The following is a 15,074-nucleotide window of genomic DNA, read 5'->3' as shown; positions in this document are numbered from 1 at the left end:
GCAGCACAAGGCTGCTCCTACAGGAAGCCGCGATAGCCCCTGTTATCGCGATCCTTGTAGGAGCAGCCTTGTGCTGCGAATGGGGCGCAAAGCGCCCCCGGCGATCTACAGGAATTGCTCCGCATAATGGCAGGCAACCTGCCGCGTCCTCACCTGCCGCAATGCCGGCACCTCCTTGGCACACCGCTCGGTCGCATACGGGCACCGCTTGTGAAACGCACACCCATCCGGCGGATTCAGCGGGTTGGGCAGCTCCCCGACAATGCGGATCTTCGGCTTCAACGGGTCCGGATGAATCGCCGGCGTCGCCGACAGCAATGCCTGTGTATAGGGGTGCAGCGGCTTCTCGTAGATATCTTCCTTAGCCCCCATTTCCACCGGGCGCCCCAGGTACATCACCAGCACGTGATCGGCCACATGCCGCACCACCGCCAGGTTGTGCGAGATGAACACGTAGGCGGTGTCGAACTCCTTCTGCAGGTCCATGAACAGGTTCAGCACCTGCGCCTGGATCGACACGTCCAGCGCCGAGGTCGGCTCGTCCGCCACCAGCACTTTTGGCTGCAGCATCATCGCCCGGGCCAGGGCAATGCGCTGGCGCTGGCCACCAGAGAACATGTGTGGGTAGCGCTGGTAATGCTCGGGGCGCAGCCCCACCTGCTCCATCATTTTTTGTACTTTCTCGCGCCGCTCGGCCTTGCTCAGCGAGGTATTGATCACCAGCGGTTCGGCCAGCTGGTCGCCAATCTTCTGCCGTGGGTTGAGCGAGGCGTAAGGGCTCTGGAACACCATCTGCACATCGCGGCGCAGTTGCTTGCGCTGCGCCTTGCTGGCGCCTGTCACCTCGGTGCCGGCGATTTGCAGCGAACCGGACGACGGCTCTTCGATGAGGGTCAGGGCGCGGGCCAGGGTCGACTTGCCGCAGCCGGACTCACCGACCACCGCCAGGGTCTTGCCGGCTTCCAGTTCGAACGACACGCCATTCAGTGCGCGGACCAGGGCGTGGCCTTTGAACAGCCCGCGGGAGACTTCGTAATGCCGGGTCAGGTCCCGGGCAGATAGAACGACGGCCATCACGCCACCTCCTGGTTCAGCGGGTAGAAGCAACGCACCAGGCTGTGGGCCTGAGGATCGAGAGGCGGGCGCTGGCGCCGGCAGTTGTCCTGCACGTAGGGGCAGCGCGGCGACAACAGGCAGCCGACCGGGCGGTCGTAGCGGCCGGGGACGATGCCGGGCAGGGTGGCCAGGCGCTCGGCGCCGATGCTGTGCTCGGGGATCGCCGCCAGCAAGGCTTCGCTGTAAGGGTGAGCGGGCACGTCGAACAGCGTCGGCACCTGGCCCACTTCGACGGCTTCGCCTGCGTACATCACGCAAACCCGCCTGGCCGTTTCGGCGACCACGGCGAGGTCGTGGGTGATCAGGATGAGCGCCATGTTGCGCTCCTTCTGCAGGTTGACCAGCAGCTCCATGATCTGCGCCTGGATGGTCACATCCAGCGCGGTGGTCGGTTCGTCAGCGATCAGCAGCTTGGGCTCGCCGGCAATCGCCATGGCAATCGCCACGCGCTGGCTCATGCCGCCAGACAGCTGGTGCGGGTAGGCATCCAGGCGGCTTTCCGCTGCCGGGATCTCGACCTTTTTCAACAGCTCAAGGGCACGCTGGCGCGCAGCCTTGCCCTTCAGGCCCAGGTGCTGGCGCAGCACTTCTTCGATCTGGTAGCCCACGGTATAGCTGGGGTTGAGCGCGGTCATCGGGTCCTGGAAGACCATGGCGATGTCCTTGCCCACCACCTTGCGCCGCTGGCGGCCGCTGAGCTTGAGCATGTCGGTGCCGTCGAAGCTGAGGGTGTCGGCGGTGATGCGCCCGGGGGCGTCGATCAGGCCCATCAAGGCCATCATGGTCACGGATTTGCCCGAGCCGGATTCGCCGACGATGGCCAGGATTTCACCGGCGTCCACCCCCAGGTCCAGGCCATCGACCACGGGTACCGCATTGGCGTCGCCGAAGCGCACGTTCAGGTTTTTGATCTGCAACAGTGACATGGCGTTCTCCTCAGGCGGCGTTCTTGAGTTTCGGGTCCAGCGCATCGCGCAGGCCGTCGCCCATCAGGTTGATTGCCAGCACACTGAGCAGAATGGTCAGGCCAGGCAGGCTCACCACCCACCAGGCGCGCTCGATGTAGTCACGGGCCGAAGCCAGCATGGTGCCCCACTCCGGGGTCGGGGGTTGCACGCCCAGGCCGAGGAAACCCAGGGCGGCGGCGTCGAGGATCGCCGAAGAGAAGCTGAGGGTGGCCTGGACGATCAGCGGCGCCATGCAGTTGGGTAGCACGGTGACGAACATCAGCCGTGGCAGCCCGGCACCGGCCAGGCGTGCGGCGGTGACGTAGTCGCGGTTCAGCTCGACCATCACCGCGGCCCGGGTCAGGCGCACGTAGGAGGGCAGGGAGACGATGGCGATGGCGATCACCGTGTTGATCAGGCCAGGGCCAAGGATGGCGACAATGGCCACGGCCAGCAGCAGGGAGGGCAGGGCCAGCATCACGTCCATCAGGCGCATGATCGATGGGCCGAGGATTTGCGGGAAGAAGCCGGCCAGCAGGCCCAGCAGGATGCCCGGGATCAGCGACATCACCACCGACGACAGGCCGATCAACAGCGACAGCCGCGCGCCCTGGATCAGCCGCGACAGCAGGTCGCGGCCCAGTTCGTCGGTGCCGAGGATGAACTGCCAGGTGCCGCCTTCCAGCCATACCGGCGGGGTCAGCAGGAAGTCGCGGTACTGCTCGCTCGGGTCATGCGGGGCGACCCATGGCGCGAACAGTGCGCAGAACACCACCAGGCACATGAAGGCCAGGCCCATTACCGCGCCTTTGTTGCGCGCGAAGGCTTGCCAGAATTCTTTGTACGGCGAGGGGTAGAGCAGGCTCTGGTCCACCGGGCTGGCCGGCGACACGGATTTTGCAATCGGGCTAGTCATGGCAAAGGCCTCAGCGCTGATGACGGATGCGTGGGTTGGCCAGGCCGTAGAGGATGTCCACGACGAAGTTGACCAGGATCACCAGGCAGGCAATCAACAGGATGCCGTTCTGGACCACGGGGTAGTCACGGGCACCGATGGCTTCGATCAGCCACTTGCCGATGCCCGGCCAGGAAAAGATGGTTTCGGTCAGCACCGCACCGGCCAGTAGTGTGCCGACCTGCAGGCCGAACACCGTCAGCACCGGAATCAGGGCGTTGCGCAGGCCATGCACGAACACCACGCGGGCGGGCGAAAGGCCCTTGGCGCGAGCGGTGCGGATGTAGTCCTCACGCAGCACTTCAAGCATCGACGAGCGGGTCATGCGCGCGATTACCGCCAGCGGGATGGTGCCGAGCACGATGGCCGGCAGTATCAGGTGCATCACCGCGTCCTTGAACGCGCCTTCTTCGTCGCTGAGCAGGGTGTCGATGAGCATGAAGCCGGTCTTCGGTTCGATGTCGTAGAGCAGGTCGATGCGCCCGGACACCGGGGTCCAGCCCAGGCTCACCGAGAAGAACATGATCAGGATCAGGCCCCACCAGAAGATCGGCATCGAGTAGCCGGCCAGGGAAATGCCCATGACCCCGTGGTCGAACAGCGAACCGCGCTTGAGCGCGGCGATCACCCCGGCCAGCAGGCCGACGATGCCGGCGAACAGCAGGGCGGCGAAGGCCAGTTCGAGGGTGGCCGGGAACAGCGTGAGGAACTCGGTCCACACGCTTTCGCGGGTGCGCAGCGATTCGCCGAGGTCACCCTGGGCAAGCTTGCCGACATAGTCCAGGTACTGGACCGGCAATGGCTTGTTCAGCCCCAGGCGTTCCATGGCCTGGGCATGCATTTCGGGGTCGACCCTGCGCTCGCCCATCATCACTTCCACCGGGTCGCCGGGGATCAGGCGTATGAGCGCGAAGGTCAGCAACGTGATGCCGAAAAAGGTCGGTATCAGCAGGCCAAGGCGCCGGGCAATAAAACTCAACATTGTCGGGGTTACCTCATCAGGCCGTGGGGCGATCAGCCCGCTACGGCAGTGCCGCCGGTTCCCGTATGGGTTGCCGGCGGTCGTTGTTGTTCTACTTCACCTTGGTGGTGGCGAAGTTGTTTTTGGCCAGAGGGCTGATCACATAGCCCTCCACGTTGTCACGCATGGCGGTGAACACCTTGGGGTGGGCCATGCTGATCCAGGGTTGGTCGTCATCGTACACCTTCAATGCCTCGCTATAGAGCCTTGCGCGTTCGTCGTTGTCGATCACCTCGCGGGCGCGGCTGATCAGTTCCTGGAATTTCGAGTTGCACCAGCGGGCGTAGTTCTCACCGGTCTTGGCTGCGTCGCAACTGAGCAGCGGTGTGAGGAAGTTGTCCGGGTCGCCGTTATCGCCCGCCCAACCGGTGGATACCAGGTCGGCCTCGCCATTCTTGGCACGGCGCAGCATTTCGGCCCACTCCATCACCCGGATATCCAGCTTCAGGCCGATCTGCTTCAGGTCGGCCTGCAGCATCTCGGCGGAAAGGCGCGGGTTGGGGTTGGTCATGCCGCCGCCGTTGCGGGTAAACAGCGTGATCACCGTGCCCTCTGGTACCCCGGCTTCCTTGAGCAGGGCGCGTGCCTTGTCGAGGTCGCGCGGTGGGTTCTGGTTACGGGTGTTGTAACCGATCATGGTCGGTGGATAGGGGTTCACGCCGACCAGCGCATTGCCTTTGCCAAACAGCTGGTCAACGTGGGCCTGACGGTCGAAGGCCATGTTGATGGCTTTACGCACGCGCACATCGCTGAGGTATTTGTGCTGGGTATTCATGGCGATGTAGCCGGTGACCAGTGCTTCGGTCTCGGCCACCTTGAGCCTGGGGTCGGCCTTTATCGCCGGCACGTCTTCTGGCTTGGGGTAGAGCGCGACCTGGCACTCGTTGGCGCGCAGCTTCTGCAGGCGCACGTTGCTGTCGGTGGCGATGGCGAACACCAGGGCGTCGGCCGGCGGCTTGCCACGGAAGTAGTCCGGGTTGGGTTTGAAGCGGACCTGGGCGTCCTTGTTGTAACGCTGGAAGATGAACGGGCCGGTGCCGATGGGCTTGCTGTTCAGCTCGGCGGCCTTGCCGGCCTTTAGCAACTGGTCGCCGTATTCGGCGGAGTAGATCGAGGTGAAACCCATGGCCATGTCCCGCAGGAAGGGTGCCTCGGGGCGGGTGAGGGTAATCACCACGGTGTGGTCGTCGGTCTTGTCCACCGACTTGAGCAGGTCTTTGAAGGCCATGCTTTCGAAATACGGGTAACCGACGCTGGTCTTGTCATGCCATGGGTGCGCAGGGTCGAGCTGGCGACGCAGGCTCCACAGCACATCATCGGCGTTGAACGCGCGGGTGGGGGTAAAGTAGTCGGTGCTGTGGAACTTCACGCCCTCACGCAAGTGGAAGGTGTAGGTCAGGCCGTCGGCTGAAATGTCCCAGCGTTCGGCCAGGGCCGGCTCGATATCGGTGGTGCCGGGCTTGAAGTCCACCAGGCGGTTGAACAGTGTTTCGGCGGTGGCGTCGAACGTGACCCCGGTGGTGTACTGCACAACGTCGAACCCTTCCGGGCTGGCCTCGGTACACACCACCAGCGGTTTGGCGGCCAGCTGCGTGGCGCTGCCCAGCACCAGCGCGGCCAGGGCCAGGCGTAGCGGTAGCGATTTGATGAAAGCTCTCTGCATGGGTTGAAGACTCCCTGCTTTTGCATTGATTCCAGCGTAGCCGCCACGGCCCGCCACGAAGGGGGCCGTGGCGCCAGCGGTCAAAGAATGTTGAATGGGATGGTGGTGACCACGCGGAACTCGTCCAGGCTGCCGTCACCCTGGGCCTTGCTGGCGCGGTGGGTGGTGTAGGTGGCGCGGATGCTGGTGTCTTTCAGCGGCCCGCTCTGCACCGCGTAGCTGGTGCCGATGCCCCACTCGTAGTGGGTTTCGCCGTTCAGGCCTTTCACGTCGTAGGCGGTGCCGCGGTAGTGGGTGCCGTCGATGCCCCAGCCGCGGGCGTTGTACAGGTTGAACTTCAGGCCCGGCACGCCGTAGGGCGCCATGTTCAGTACGTAGGAGAGCTTCAGCGATTTTTCGTTGGGGCCGTTGAAGTCCGACAGCAGCGAGTTGGCCAGGTAGATGCCGTTGGTTTCGTGCAGGTAGTCGAAGTATTCGTTGCCGTTGACCTGCTGCCAGGAGGCACCGAGGGTGTGGGCCTGGTGGGTCAGGTCGAGCGACAGGCTGTAGGTGTCGTTGTCGATCTTGCCCATTTTCTGGCTGCCGGCATCCACGGTCTTGTAGTAGTTCAGGCCGGTGCTCAGGCTGAGCACTGCGCTGTCGCCGAGCACGTGGTTGGCGCCGAAGTAGTACTGGTTCCAGAAATCGTCGACGTGGGTGGCGTACAGGCTGGTGCTCAGGCTCTTGAACGGCTGGTAGTTGATGCCGGCGGTGCTGGCGCGGTCGGTTTCCACACCCGTGGCGCTGTATTCGCTGCGGAACTTGCTCAGGCTTTGTTCGGTACGTGGCGAGACACGGTCGAAGGTGCCCAGGTCGAAGCTCAGGTTGTCGAACTCGGCGCTGTGCAGGAACGCGCCCTGGAAGCTCGATGGCAAGGCGCGGTTGCCGATATAGGCGATCATCGGTGTGTCCACCGACTGACGGCCGAGGGTAAGGGTGGTGTTGGACACGCGCGCCTTGATATTGCCCAGGCCCAGCTTGCTCCACTGGCCGATGGGGTCGCCATCGCTGTGGGTCAGGGTGCGATTGTTGGGGCCGGCGATGGCTTCGCGGTTCTGTTGCAAGGCAATGGCGTTGTAGGCTGCGGCCTCGACGGCGATGCCCACGGTGCCTTGGGTGAAACCGGAGCTGTAGTTGAGGATGGTGCCTTGCAGCCAGTTTTCCCGGCTGTGGGTGGGGTGGCGGGTGCCGTCGCTCTTGTAGTAGCGCCACAGCGGTGCGCGTGCGGCGCGCTCGCGGGCGTACCAGTTGCGGGTGCTGCCGGACAGGCTCTGGCCGTCGATGAAGCCGCTGGCTTGCCCCTGCTCGCTGCTGTCTTTGAGGGTGAGCGGGATGTAGTCCTGGCTCTGCGAGTCGGCCTGGGCCACGGTGGTGAATGCACTGATGGACAAAGCCAGTGCGGTCAAAGTGAAGACTCTCAAGGTACAAGCTCCTTTTTCTTTTCTAGTTATTGCCGGCCTTGTGGGCTGGAGGGTTGCTACGGTGTTGCCAGGGTTGCCGCGGGATCGCCGGGCTAATTGGGGAGTTGTGTTGCCTGTGCCGGCCTATTCGCGGGTAAACCCGCTCCTACAGGGATCTGTGCAGACTCCTGGTTTGTGGATAACTCTGTGGGAGCGGGTTCACCCGCGAAGAGGCCCTTGAGGGCTACAAATCAGTCAACACTCACACCGGAAAAATCATTGCGCCCAAACGGGCTGACCTTGAACCCGGAAACCTTGACGCTGAGCGGCTGGTTCACCGTGGAATGCGCCACCGGGGTAATCGGCACCTGCTGCTTGAGCCGCTGCTGGGCCTGCTGGTACAGGGCGCTGCGCTGAGCCTGGTCGGTAACCTGCTTGGCCTGCTTGACCAGGCTGTCGTACTGCGGGTCGCACCACAGCGAGTAGTTGTTGCTGCCGATGGCATCGCAGCTGTAGAGGGTGCCCAGCCAGTTGTCCGGGTCGCCGTTGTCGCCGGTCCAGCCAATCAGGGCGATGTCGTGTTCGCCGCTTTTCATGCGTTTCAGGTACTCGCCCCATTCGTAGCTGACGATGCGCACCTTGAACCCGAGCTTGTTCCAGTCGGCCTGGAGCATTTCGGCCATCAGCTTGGCGTTGGGGTTGTACGGGCGTTGCACCGGCATGGCCCACAGGGTGACTTCGGTGCCAGGTTTGACCCCGGCCTGCTGCAGCAACTGCCTGGCCTTTTCCGGGTCGTAGGGGGCGTCCTTGAGGCTTTCGTCATAGGACCACTGGGTCGGCGGCATGGCGTTGACCGCCAATTGCCCGGAGTCCTGATACACCGCCTGGAGGATGGCTTTCTTGTTCACTGCCATGTCCATGGCCTGGCGCACCTCGAGCCGGTCGAACGGTGGGTGCTGGGTGTTGTAGGCGATGTAGCCGAGGTTGAAGCCCGGTTGCTGCAGCACCTGCAGCTTACTGTCGGCCTTGAGCGCCGGCAGGTCGGCCGGGCGCGGGTGCAGGGTGACCTGGCATTCGTTGCGGCGCAGCTTCTGGATACGTACCGAAGGATCGATGTTGATCGAGAACACCAGGTTGTCGATCTTCACTTCATCCGGCGCCCAATAAGCCTTGTTGCCCTTGTAGCGGATCTGCGAATCCTTCTGATAACGCTGGAACACGAACGGGCCGGTGCCGATGGGCTGCTGGTTGATGTCGCTCGGCCTTCCGCTGGCCATCAGTTGTTCGGCGTATTCGGCGGAGAGAATGGAGGCGAAGCTCATGGCCAGGTTCTGGATGAACGCGGCATCGACCGTGTTCAGGGTGAATGCCACGGTGAGCGGGTCGATTTTCTCGACGCGGGCGATGTTCTTGTCCAGGCCCATGCTGATGAAGTAGGGGAACTCGGTGGGGTAGGCCTGGCGGAACGGGTGGCCCTTGTCGAGCATGCGGTTGAAGGTGAACAGCACATCGTCGGCGTTGAAATCACGGCTAGGTGAAAAGGCCTTGTTACTGTGGAACTTCACCCCTTCGCGCAGGTGAAAGGTGTAGCGCAGGCCATCGTCGGACACCTCCCAGCGGGTCGCCAGGGCAGGGTGCACGGCGGTACCGCCGCGCTCGAACTCGACCAGGCGGTTGTAGACCGGTTCGGCGGCGTCGTTGTCGGTGGCGCTGGTGTACTGGGCGGTGTCGAAACCGGCGGGGCTGCCTTCGGAGCAGAACACCAGGTTGCTGGCCAGCAGGGCCGGGGACTGGCTGATCAGGCCCAGGGCCAGGAGGGTGGATAGGCAAGTGGTGTGGCGCATGGCGAGTCCTTTTTCATCTGTTTGCGCCGCCTCGGGGTACGAATGGCGGCAACAGTTCGCCGACCCCGCGGCGGATAGCTGCGGGACGACATGAAGAGGTGGTGAGGGGGAAAGGCACCCGCTATTCAGCAGGTGCCGCAGTTACCCTATTTGTCCACGCTGACACCGTAGAAGGCGTTCAGCGCAAACGGGCTGATCTTGAAGTCCTTCACCTTGGCGCTCATGGGCTGGTACACGGTGGAGTGGGCGATCGGGGTGATCGGCACCTGCTCCTTGAGGATGTGCTGCGCCTGTTGGTACAGCTCGGTGCGCTTGGCCTGGTCGGAGGTGGCCTTGGCCTGTTTGATCAGGTCGTCGTAGGGCTTGTAGCACCACTTGGAGAAGTTGTTGCCGTCGACGGCATCGCAGCCGTAGAGGGTGCCCAGCCAGTTGTCCGGGTCACCGTTGTCGCCGCTCCAGCCAATCAGCATGGCGCCCTGTTCGCCACCTTTGGAGCGTTTGATGTACTCGCCCCATTCATAGCTGACGATCTTCGCCTTGATGCCGATCTTGGCCCAGTCGGACTGGAGCATTTCGGCCATCAGCTTGGCGTTGGGGTTGTACGGGCGTTGCACGGGCATGGCCCACAGGGTGATCTCGGTGCCTTCCTTGATGCCGGCTTCCTTGAGCAGCTGTTTGGCCTTTTCGGGGTCGAATGCGGCGTCCTTGATGCTGTCGTCATACGACCACTGGGTCGGCGGCATGCCATTGACTGCCAGCTGGCCGGCGCCCTGGTAGACCGATTCGATGATCTTTTTCTTGTCCACGGCCATGTCCAGTGCCTGGCGCACTTTCAGCTGGGCCATGGGGTTGGGCTCGTTGCTGCCCTTGATCTTGTCCATCACGTTGTAGGCGATGTAGCCGAGGTTGAACCCGGCTTGCTGCGGCATTTGCAGGTTCTTGTCAGCCTTTAGCGGCTCGATGTCGGCCGGGCGCGGGAAGAGGGTGACCTGGCACTCGTTCTTCTTCAGCTTCTGCATGCGCACCGAGGCATCGGTGGTGATGGCGAAGATCAGGTTGTCGATCTTCACGTCATCGGGCTTCCAGTAGTCCTTGTTGCCTTTGAAGCGGATCTGCGCGTCCTTCTGGTACTTGCTGAACACGAACGGGCCGGTGCCGATCGGCTTCTGGTTGATGTCGGCGGCCTTGCCGTTCTTGAGCAACTGGTCGGCGTATTCGGCCGACTGGATGGAAGCGAAGCTCATGGCCAGGTTCTGGATGAACGCTGCGTCGACCTCGTTGAGGGTGAACTTCACCGTGTGCTCGTCGAGCTTCTCCACCTTGGCGATGTTCTTGTCCATACCCATGTCGGTGAAGTACGGAAACTCGGTGGGGTAGGCCTTACGGAACGGGTTGTCCTTGTCGAGCATGCGGTTGAAGGTGAACAGCACGTCGTCGGCGTTGAAGGGGCGGCTGGGCTTGAAGTAGTCGGTGGTGTGGAACTTGACCCCTTCGCGCAGGTGGAAGGTGTAGGTCTTGCCGTCGTCGGACACTTCCCATTTGGTCGCCAGGCCCGGGATGACCGCAGTGCCGCCCCGTTCGAACTGGGTCAGGCGGTTGAACACGGTCTCTGCCGAGGCGTCGAAGTCGGTCCCGGTGGTGTACTGCCCCGGGTCGAAGCCGGCCGGGCTGCCTTCGGAGCAGAACACCAGGTTGGACGCGGCCAGGGCCGACGGTGCACCGGTGAGCAAGCCTGCGCCAAGCAGGAACGGAATGACTGCGTGTTTGAGCATGGTGGCCTCATTGTTGTCATTTTTTGGATGAGGTGGCCTCGTGAGCCGACCTGAGGATACTTATGCAGGGGGTGTTCCCAATGCAACAGGTAGAAGGATAGTTGGCGCCGGAAAAGTGGTACGACCGTACATGGATGTCGCATCGGTATAACTTTCGACGAAGTTAAACGTTTGCGCAGGCAAAATGATGGCTTTTTGCGAGATGTTTCAAGGCGGGGGTAAATGTACGAGGCACCTTTGTGGTGCGTAGGAAAGGTCTGAACGCGCGTATTTTGGTTGGCGCGGTCCCTGTGGGAGCGGGCAAGCCCGCGAACACGGGCGAAGCCCGTGCCATCCATCGCGGTGTCTTTTTCGCGGGCATGCCCGCTCCCACAGGTGTTGCGTGGATCTGTTACGGCATCTGCACTTCGATCAGGCCATCGGCATTCATGCTCACTTCACTGGTGCCCGCCTCGATATCCGGCGCCGGCGCTGCTTCATCAGCCCCCATGGCTTTCATCGCCATCGGCGCACTGCGCAGGTACGGGCGCGGGTAACCGCTGCTGTTGAGGTTCAGGCTGACCACTTTGTAGCCCTTGCCGCCCAGCGCTTCGGTGGCCAGTTGTGCGCGCGCCTTGAAAGCATCAACCGCGTCCTTGAGCAGTGCATCTTCGCTGGACTTGCGCGTGGCCGGGGCGATGGAGAAGTCCATGCCGCCCATTTTCAGCTCTTGCAGCAGGTCGGCAGTGAGCTGGGACAGGGCCGGGAAGTCGGCGCTTTCCAGGCGCAGCTCGGCGCGCTCGCGCCAGCCGGTAATCTTCTGGCCCTTGCTGTCATACACCGGGTAGCTGTTACGGCTGCCCTGGCTGATCTTCACGTCCTTGACCTGGCGCGACTGCTGCACGGCCTTGTTCATGGTTTCGGTGATCTGCTTGGCAAGCTTGCCCGGGTCGGTGTTCTGCGCTTCGCTGTACAGGGTCACGACCATCAGGTCGCGCGCCACTTCCTTGCTCACTTCGGCACGCAGCGATACCTGGTTGTAACGTGGCTCATCGCCAGCCTGCGCCGGCAGGCTGGCGAGCAAGCCGCAAGACAGGATCAGGGCGGCGCCGCGACGTGGGATTTGCATGTGGTACTCCTTGGCAATAAAAGGCGTGGGGTGTGGTCATCCATTCCACGCATGGCCCATCAGACCGGCAACAGTGTAGTGGGTTCAAAAGTGCCATCATGAACCTGTGACAAAGTGTGGCGCTTTGCCGCATCGCTGCAGTGAGGCGCCCGGCTTCGGTATACTCCAGCCGATTTTCTGGAGCACTCATCAGGAGAGCTCATGCTCGCTGCCGTACAACCGCTGTCCGCTACCCGCCAGAACCTGTGGCGCCTGACCGTCATTCGGGTCCTGGTCCTGGCTGCCCAGGCCGGCTCCGTGGGCGTCGCCTACTGGACCGAACTGCTGCCGCTGCCCTGGCTGTCGCTGGCTGGCACCTTGGCGTTGTCCTCGCTGCTGTGTGCCTTCACGGCGCTGCGCCTGCGCCTGTCGCTGCCCGTCACCGAAATGGAGTACGCCCTGCAGCTGGCCTGCGACCTGCTGATCCACAGTGCCTTGCTGTACTACTCCGGCGGCTCGACCAACCCGTTCGTGTCGTATTACCTGGTACCGCTGGCAATTGCCGCGGTGACCTTGCCGTGGCTGTATTCGCTGATTCTTTCGGGCATTGCCCTGACCGCCTACAGCCTGCTGCTGGTGCAGTTCTACCCGCTTGAAGGCCTGCCGATGGCGCGGGACAAGATGCAGGTCTACGGCATGTGGCTGAGCATTGCCCTGGCTGCGGCGGTGATTACCTTCTTTGCCGCGCGCATGGCCGAAGAGCTGCGCCGCCAGGAGCAGCTGCGCTCCGAGCGGCGTGAAGAAAGCCTGCGCGACGAGCAATTGCTGGCCGTGGCCACCCAGGCCGCCGGTGCCGCCCATGAGCTGGGCACGCCATTGGCGACCATGAGCGTGCTGATCAACGAAATGCGCCAGGACCACACCGACCCGCTGCTGCAGGAAGACCTGCAGATCCTCCAGGACCAGGTAAAGCTGTGCAAGGAAACCCTGCAACAGCTGGTGCGCGCTGCCGAAGCCAACCGCCGCCTGGCGATCGTGGAGCAGGATGTGACCGCCTGGCTGGACGAGGCGCTGAACCGCTGGCACCTGATGCGCCCGGAAGCCAGCTACCGCTTCCAGCGCCTGCGCGATGGCAAGGTGCCGCGGCTGACCCCGCCGCCAGACCTGACCCAGGCGCTGCTGAACCTGTTGAACAATGCCGCCGATGCCTGCCCCGATGACCTGGAGGTGCACCTGGACTGGGACGCCCAGGACATCGTCATCAGCATCCGCGACCATGGCCCTGGCGTGCCGCCGGCCATTGCCGAAGCCATCGGCAAACCCTTCATTACCACCAAGGGCAAAGGCTTCGGCCTGGGCCTGTTCTTGAGCAAGGCCAGCGTGACCCGTGCGGGCGGTTCGGTAAAACTCTATAGTCATGAACAGGGTGGCACCCTGACCGAATTGCGCCTGCCCTATGGCAAGCGAGGAGATGAATGATGAGCGAAGAAAACCAGGTCGAAAGCGAAGAGCTGCCGCACCTGCTGTTGGTGGATGACGATGCCACCTTCACCCGGGTCATGGCCCGGGCCATGAGCCGTCGCGGTTTCCGCGTGAGCACTGCCAGTTCTGCCGAGGAAGGCTTGATCCTGGCCCAGCAGGACCTGCCGGACTACGCCACGCTCGACCTGAAGATGGACGGTGATTCCGGCCTTGTGCTGCTGCCCAAGCTGCTGGAACTGGACCCGGAAATGCGCGTGGTGATCCTGACCGGCTACTCGAGCATTGCCACTGCAGTGGAAGCGGTGAAGCGCGGCGCCTGCAACTACCTGTGCAAACCGGCCGACGCCGATGATGTGCTGGCAGCGCTGCTGTCGGAGCACACCGACCTGGATACCCTGGTGCCGGAAAACCCGATGTCGGTCGACCGCCTGCAGTGGGAACACATCCAGCGCGTGCTGAACGAGCACGAGGGCAACATTTCGGCCACCGCACGGGCGCTGGGCATGCACCGGCGTACCTTGCAGCGCAAGCTGCAGAAGCGCCCGGTCCGGCGCTGATTTTTTACTGGCAGTACTGGCCCTTTCGCGGGTAAACCCGCTCCCACAGGTACGGCACAGGTCTTGAGGCTTGTGAAATCCCTGTGGGAGCGGGTTTACCCGCGAAAGGGCCGGCACTGACAGAAATTTTTCTATAACACCCCTCGATCCCCGCAAATCCCAGCCGTTGGCGTATCATTAGCCCCCTAACGGCAACCCTTGCAGGATCGCTGCGCATGCTCGCCCTTCTCATCCAGACGCTGAACATCACGGCACCTGTCTTTGCCATGCTGTTCATGGGCGTGCTGCTCAAACGCATCCACCTGATCGACGACAACTTCAACCGTGTCGCCTCGCAGCTGGTGTTCAACGTCTGTATGCCGGCACTGCTGTTCCTCGGCATCTACCACGCCGACCTGGCTGCTGCGGTAAAGCCAGGTGTCATCCTCTACTTCACTGTCGCCACCCTGGTTGGCTTTGCAGTCGCCTGGGGTATGGCCATCTGGCGCAGCCCACCGGCGGATCGGGGCATCTATACCCAGGGCGCGTTCCGCGGCAACAACGGCGTGATCGGCCTGGCCCTGGCTGCCAGCCTGTACGGCGACTACGGTATTTCCCTGGGGGCGGTGCTCGCCGGCCTGGTCATCCTCCTGTACAACTCGCTGTCGGCGGTGGTGCTGGCGGTGTACAGCCCGGACCTGAAGTCCGACCCCTGGAGCATCTGCAAGAACATCTTCAGCAACCCGCTGATCATCAGCGTGTTGGTCGCTACCCCCATGGCTTACGGCCAGGTGCCGCTACCCAACTGGCTGCTGACTTCGGGGGATTATCTGGCGCAGATGACCCTGCCGTTGGCGTTGATGTGTATTGGCGGCACCCTGTCGCTGGCGGCATTGCGCGACAGCGGCAGGCTGGCCATCGATGCCAGCCTGGTGAAGATGGTCTGGCTACCGCTGGTGGGTACCCTGGGCGCCTGGCTGTGCGGCTTTCGCGGGGCCGAACTGGGCATCCTGTTCCTGTACATCGGCAGCCCGACCGCAGCAGCCAGTTACGTCATGGCGCGGGCGGCCAATGGCAACCATGAGCTGGCTGCGTCGATCATCGTCATTACTACGCTAATGGCGGCAATCACCACCAATATCGGCATTTTCATCTTGCAGTGGGGCGGATGGATCTAGATCCTTGACTGCAAACAACACAAAAAACACGCCT

At 62.9% G+C, this 15,074-nt stretch carries 12 protein-coding genes; 3 read left to right on the top strand and 9 right to left on the bottom strand.

Annotated features, from left to right (window positions below):
• Positions 1-105: 105 nt before the first annotated feature.
• From ABOC32_RS27420 to ABOC32_RS27380, 9 genes are all read right to left on the bottom strand, one after another.
• Positions 106-1,074 (bottom strand): peptide ABC transporter ATP-binding protein, encoded by a 969-nt coding sequence (locus ABOC32_RS27420; protein ID WP_426809579.1) that lies wholly within the window; start codon positions 1,072-1,074, stop codon positions 106-108.
• Entirely contained in the window at positions 1,074-2,042 is a 969-nt protein-coding gene (locus ABOC32_RS27415) for an ABC transporter ATP-binding protein (protein WP_426809578.1), read from the bottom strand. Before ABOC32_RS27415 ends, ABOC32_RS27420 begins: the two co-directional genes overlap by 1 nt.
• Before the next feature lie 10 nt (positions 2,043-2,052).
• A complete protein-coding gene (locus tag ABOC32_RS27410; RefSeq protein ID WP_016501364.1) occupies positions 2,053-2,979 on the bottom strand; it encodes an ABC transporter permease subunit in 927 nt (308 codons plus the stop codon).
• Between the two features lie 10 nt (positions 2,980-2,989).
• Positions 2,990-4,000, bottom strand: coding sequence for an ABC transporter permease subunit (locus ABOC32_RS27405; protein ID WP_016485006.1), 1,011 nt, complete (start codon positions 3,998-4,000; stop codon positions 2,990-2,992).
• Between the two features lie 91 nt (positions 4,001-4,091).
• Positions 4,092-5,702, bottom strand: a complete 1,611-nt coding sequence (locus tag ABOC32_RS27400; RefSeq protein ID WP_426809577.1) for an ABC transporter substrate-binding protein — start codon at positions 5,700-5,702, stop codon at positions 4,092-4,094.
• 80 nt (positions 5,703-5,782) lie between these two features.
• Positions 5,783-7,162 (bottom strand): OprD family porin, encoded by a 1,380-nt coding sequence (locus ABOC32_RS27395; RefSeq protein WP_426809576.1) that lies wholly within the window; start codon positions 7,160-7,162, stop codon positions 5,783-5,785.
• A 230-nt stretch (positions 7,163-7,392) separates the two neighbouring features.
• Positions 7,393-8,985 (bottom strand): ABC transporter substrate-binding protein, encoded by a 1,593-nt coding sequence (locus ABOC32_RS27390; RefSeq protein WP_426809575.1) that lies wholly within the window; start codon positions 8,983-8,985, stop codon positions 7,393-7,395.
• A gap of 146 nt (positions 8,986-9,131) precedes the next feature.
• Positions 9,132-10,757 (bottom strand): ABC transporter substrate-binding protein, encoded by a 1,626-nt coding sequence (locus tag ABOC32_RS27385; protein WP_426809574.1) that lies wholly within the window; start codon positions 10,755-10,757, stop codon positions 9,132-9,134.
• 391 nt (positions 10,758-11,148) lie between these two features.
• Positions 11,149-11,865 (bottom strand): SIMPL domain-containing protein, encoded by a 717-nt coding sequence (locus ABOC32_RS27380; RefSeq protein ID WP_426809573.1) that lies wholly within the window; start codon positions 11,863-11,865, stop codon positions 11,149-11,151.
• Positions 11,866-12,066: 201 nt separating this feature from the next.
• Between ABOC32_RS27380 and ABOC32_RS27375 the strand changes: the two genes are divergently transcribed.
• The 3 genes from ABOC32_RS27375 (at position 12,067) to ABOC32_RS27365 (ending at position 15,040) form a co-directional block, all read left to right on the top strand.
• Positions 12,067-13,323: an ATP-binding protein gene (locus tag ABOC32_RS27375; RefSeq protein WP_016501358.1), complete on the top strand. Its 1,257-nt coding sequence runs from the start codon at positions 12,067-12,069 to the stop codon at positions 13,321-13,323.
• The gene (locus ABOC32_RS27370) at positions 13,323-13,883 is read left to right on the top strand and encodes a response regulator transcription factor (protein WP_003255244.1); all 561 of its coding nucleotides are present in this window, start codon (positions 13,323-13,325) and stop codon (positions 13,881-13,883) included. The genes ABOC32_RS27375 and ABOC32_RS27370 overlap by 1 nt, the downstream gene beginning before the upstream one ends.
• Before the next feature lie 215 nt (positions 13,884-14,098).
• On the top strand, positions 14,099-15,040 hold the full coding sequence (locus ABOC32_RS27365; RefSeq protein WP_426809572.1) for an AEC family transporter: 942 nt from the start codon (positions 14,099-14,101) through the stop codon (positions 15,038-15,040).
• The last annotated feature ends 34 nt before the right edge of the window (positions 15,041-15,074 follow it).

It is taken from the genome of Pseudomonas sp. WOUb67, assembly GCF_050058005.1.
Taxonomy (GTDB): Bacteria; Pseudomonadota; Gammaproteobacteria; order Pseudomonadales; family Pseudomonadaceae; genus Aquipseudomonas; species Aquipseudomonas putida_R.
The sequence above is the reverse complement of the archived record's forward strand: the minus strand, read 5'-3'. Positions and strand labels throughout refer to the sequence as shown.

Bases quoted from the DNA above. Each gene is read 5' to 3' on its own strand.
- ABOC32_RS27420 (WP_426809579.1), bottom strand. From the start codon at position 1,074: ATGGCCGTCGTTCTATCTGCCCGGGACCTGACCCGGCATTACGAAGTC.
- ABOC32_RS27415 (WP_426809578.1), bottom strand. From the start codon at position 2,042: ATGTCACTGTTGCAGATCAAAAACCTGAACGTGCGCTTCGGCGACGCC.
- ABOC32_RS27410 (WP_016501364.1), bottom strand. From the start codon at position 2,979: ATGACTAGCCCGATTGCAAAATCCGTGTCGCCGGCCAGCCCGGTGGAC.
- ABOC32_RS27405 (WP_016485006.1), bottom strand. From the start codon at position 4,000: ATGTTGAGTTTTATTGCCCGGCGCCTTGGCCTGCTGATACCGACCTTT.
- ABOC32_RS27400 (WP_426809577.1), bottom strand. From the start codon at position 5,702: ATGCAGAGAGCTTTCATCAAATCGCTACCGCTACGCCTGGCCCTGGCC.
- ABOC32_RS27390 (WP_426809575.1), bottom strand. From the start codon at position 8,985: ATGCGCCACACCACTTGCCTATCCACCCTCCTGGCCCTGGGCCTGATC.
- ABOC32_RS27385 (WP_426809574.1), bottom strand. From the start codon at position 10,757: ATGCTCAAACACGCAGTCATTCCGTTCCTGCTTGGCGCAGGCTTGCTC.
- ABOC32_RS27380 (WP_426809573.1), bottom strand. From the start codon at position 11,865: ATGCAAATCCCACGTCGCGGCGCCGCCCTGATCCTGTCTTGCGGCTTG.
- ABOC32_RS27375 (WP_016501358.1), top strand. From the start codon at position 12,067: ATGCTCGCTGCCGTACAACCGCTGTCCGCTACCCGCCAGAACCTGTGG.
- ABOC32_RS27370 (WP_003255244.1), top strand. From the start codon at position 13,323: ATGAGCGAAGAAAACCAGGTCGAAAGCGAAGAGCTGCCGCACCTGCTG.
- ABOC32_RS27365 (WP_426809572.1), top strand. From the start codon at position 14,099: ATGCTCGCCCTTCTCATCCAGACGCTGAACATCACGGCACCTGTCTTT.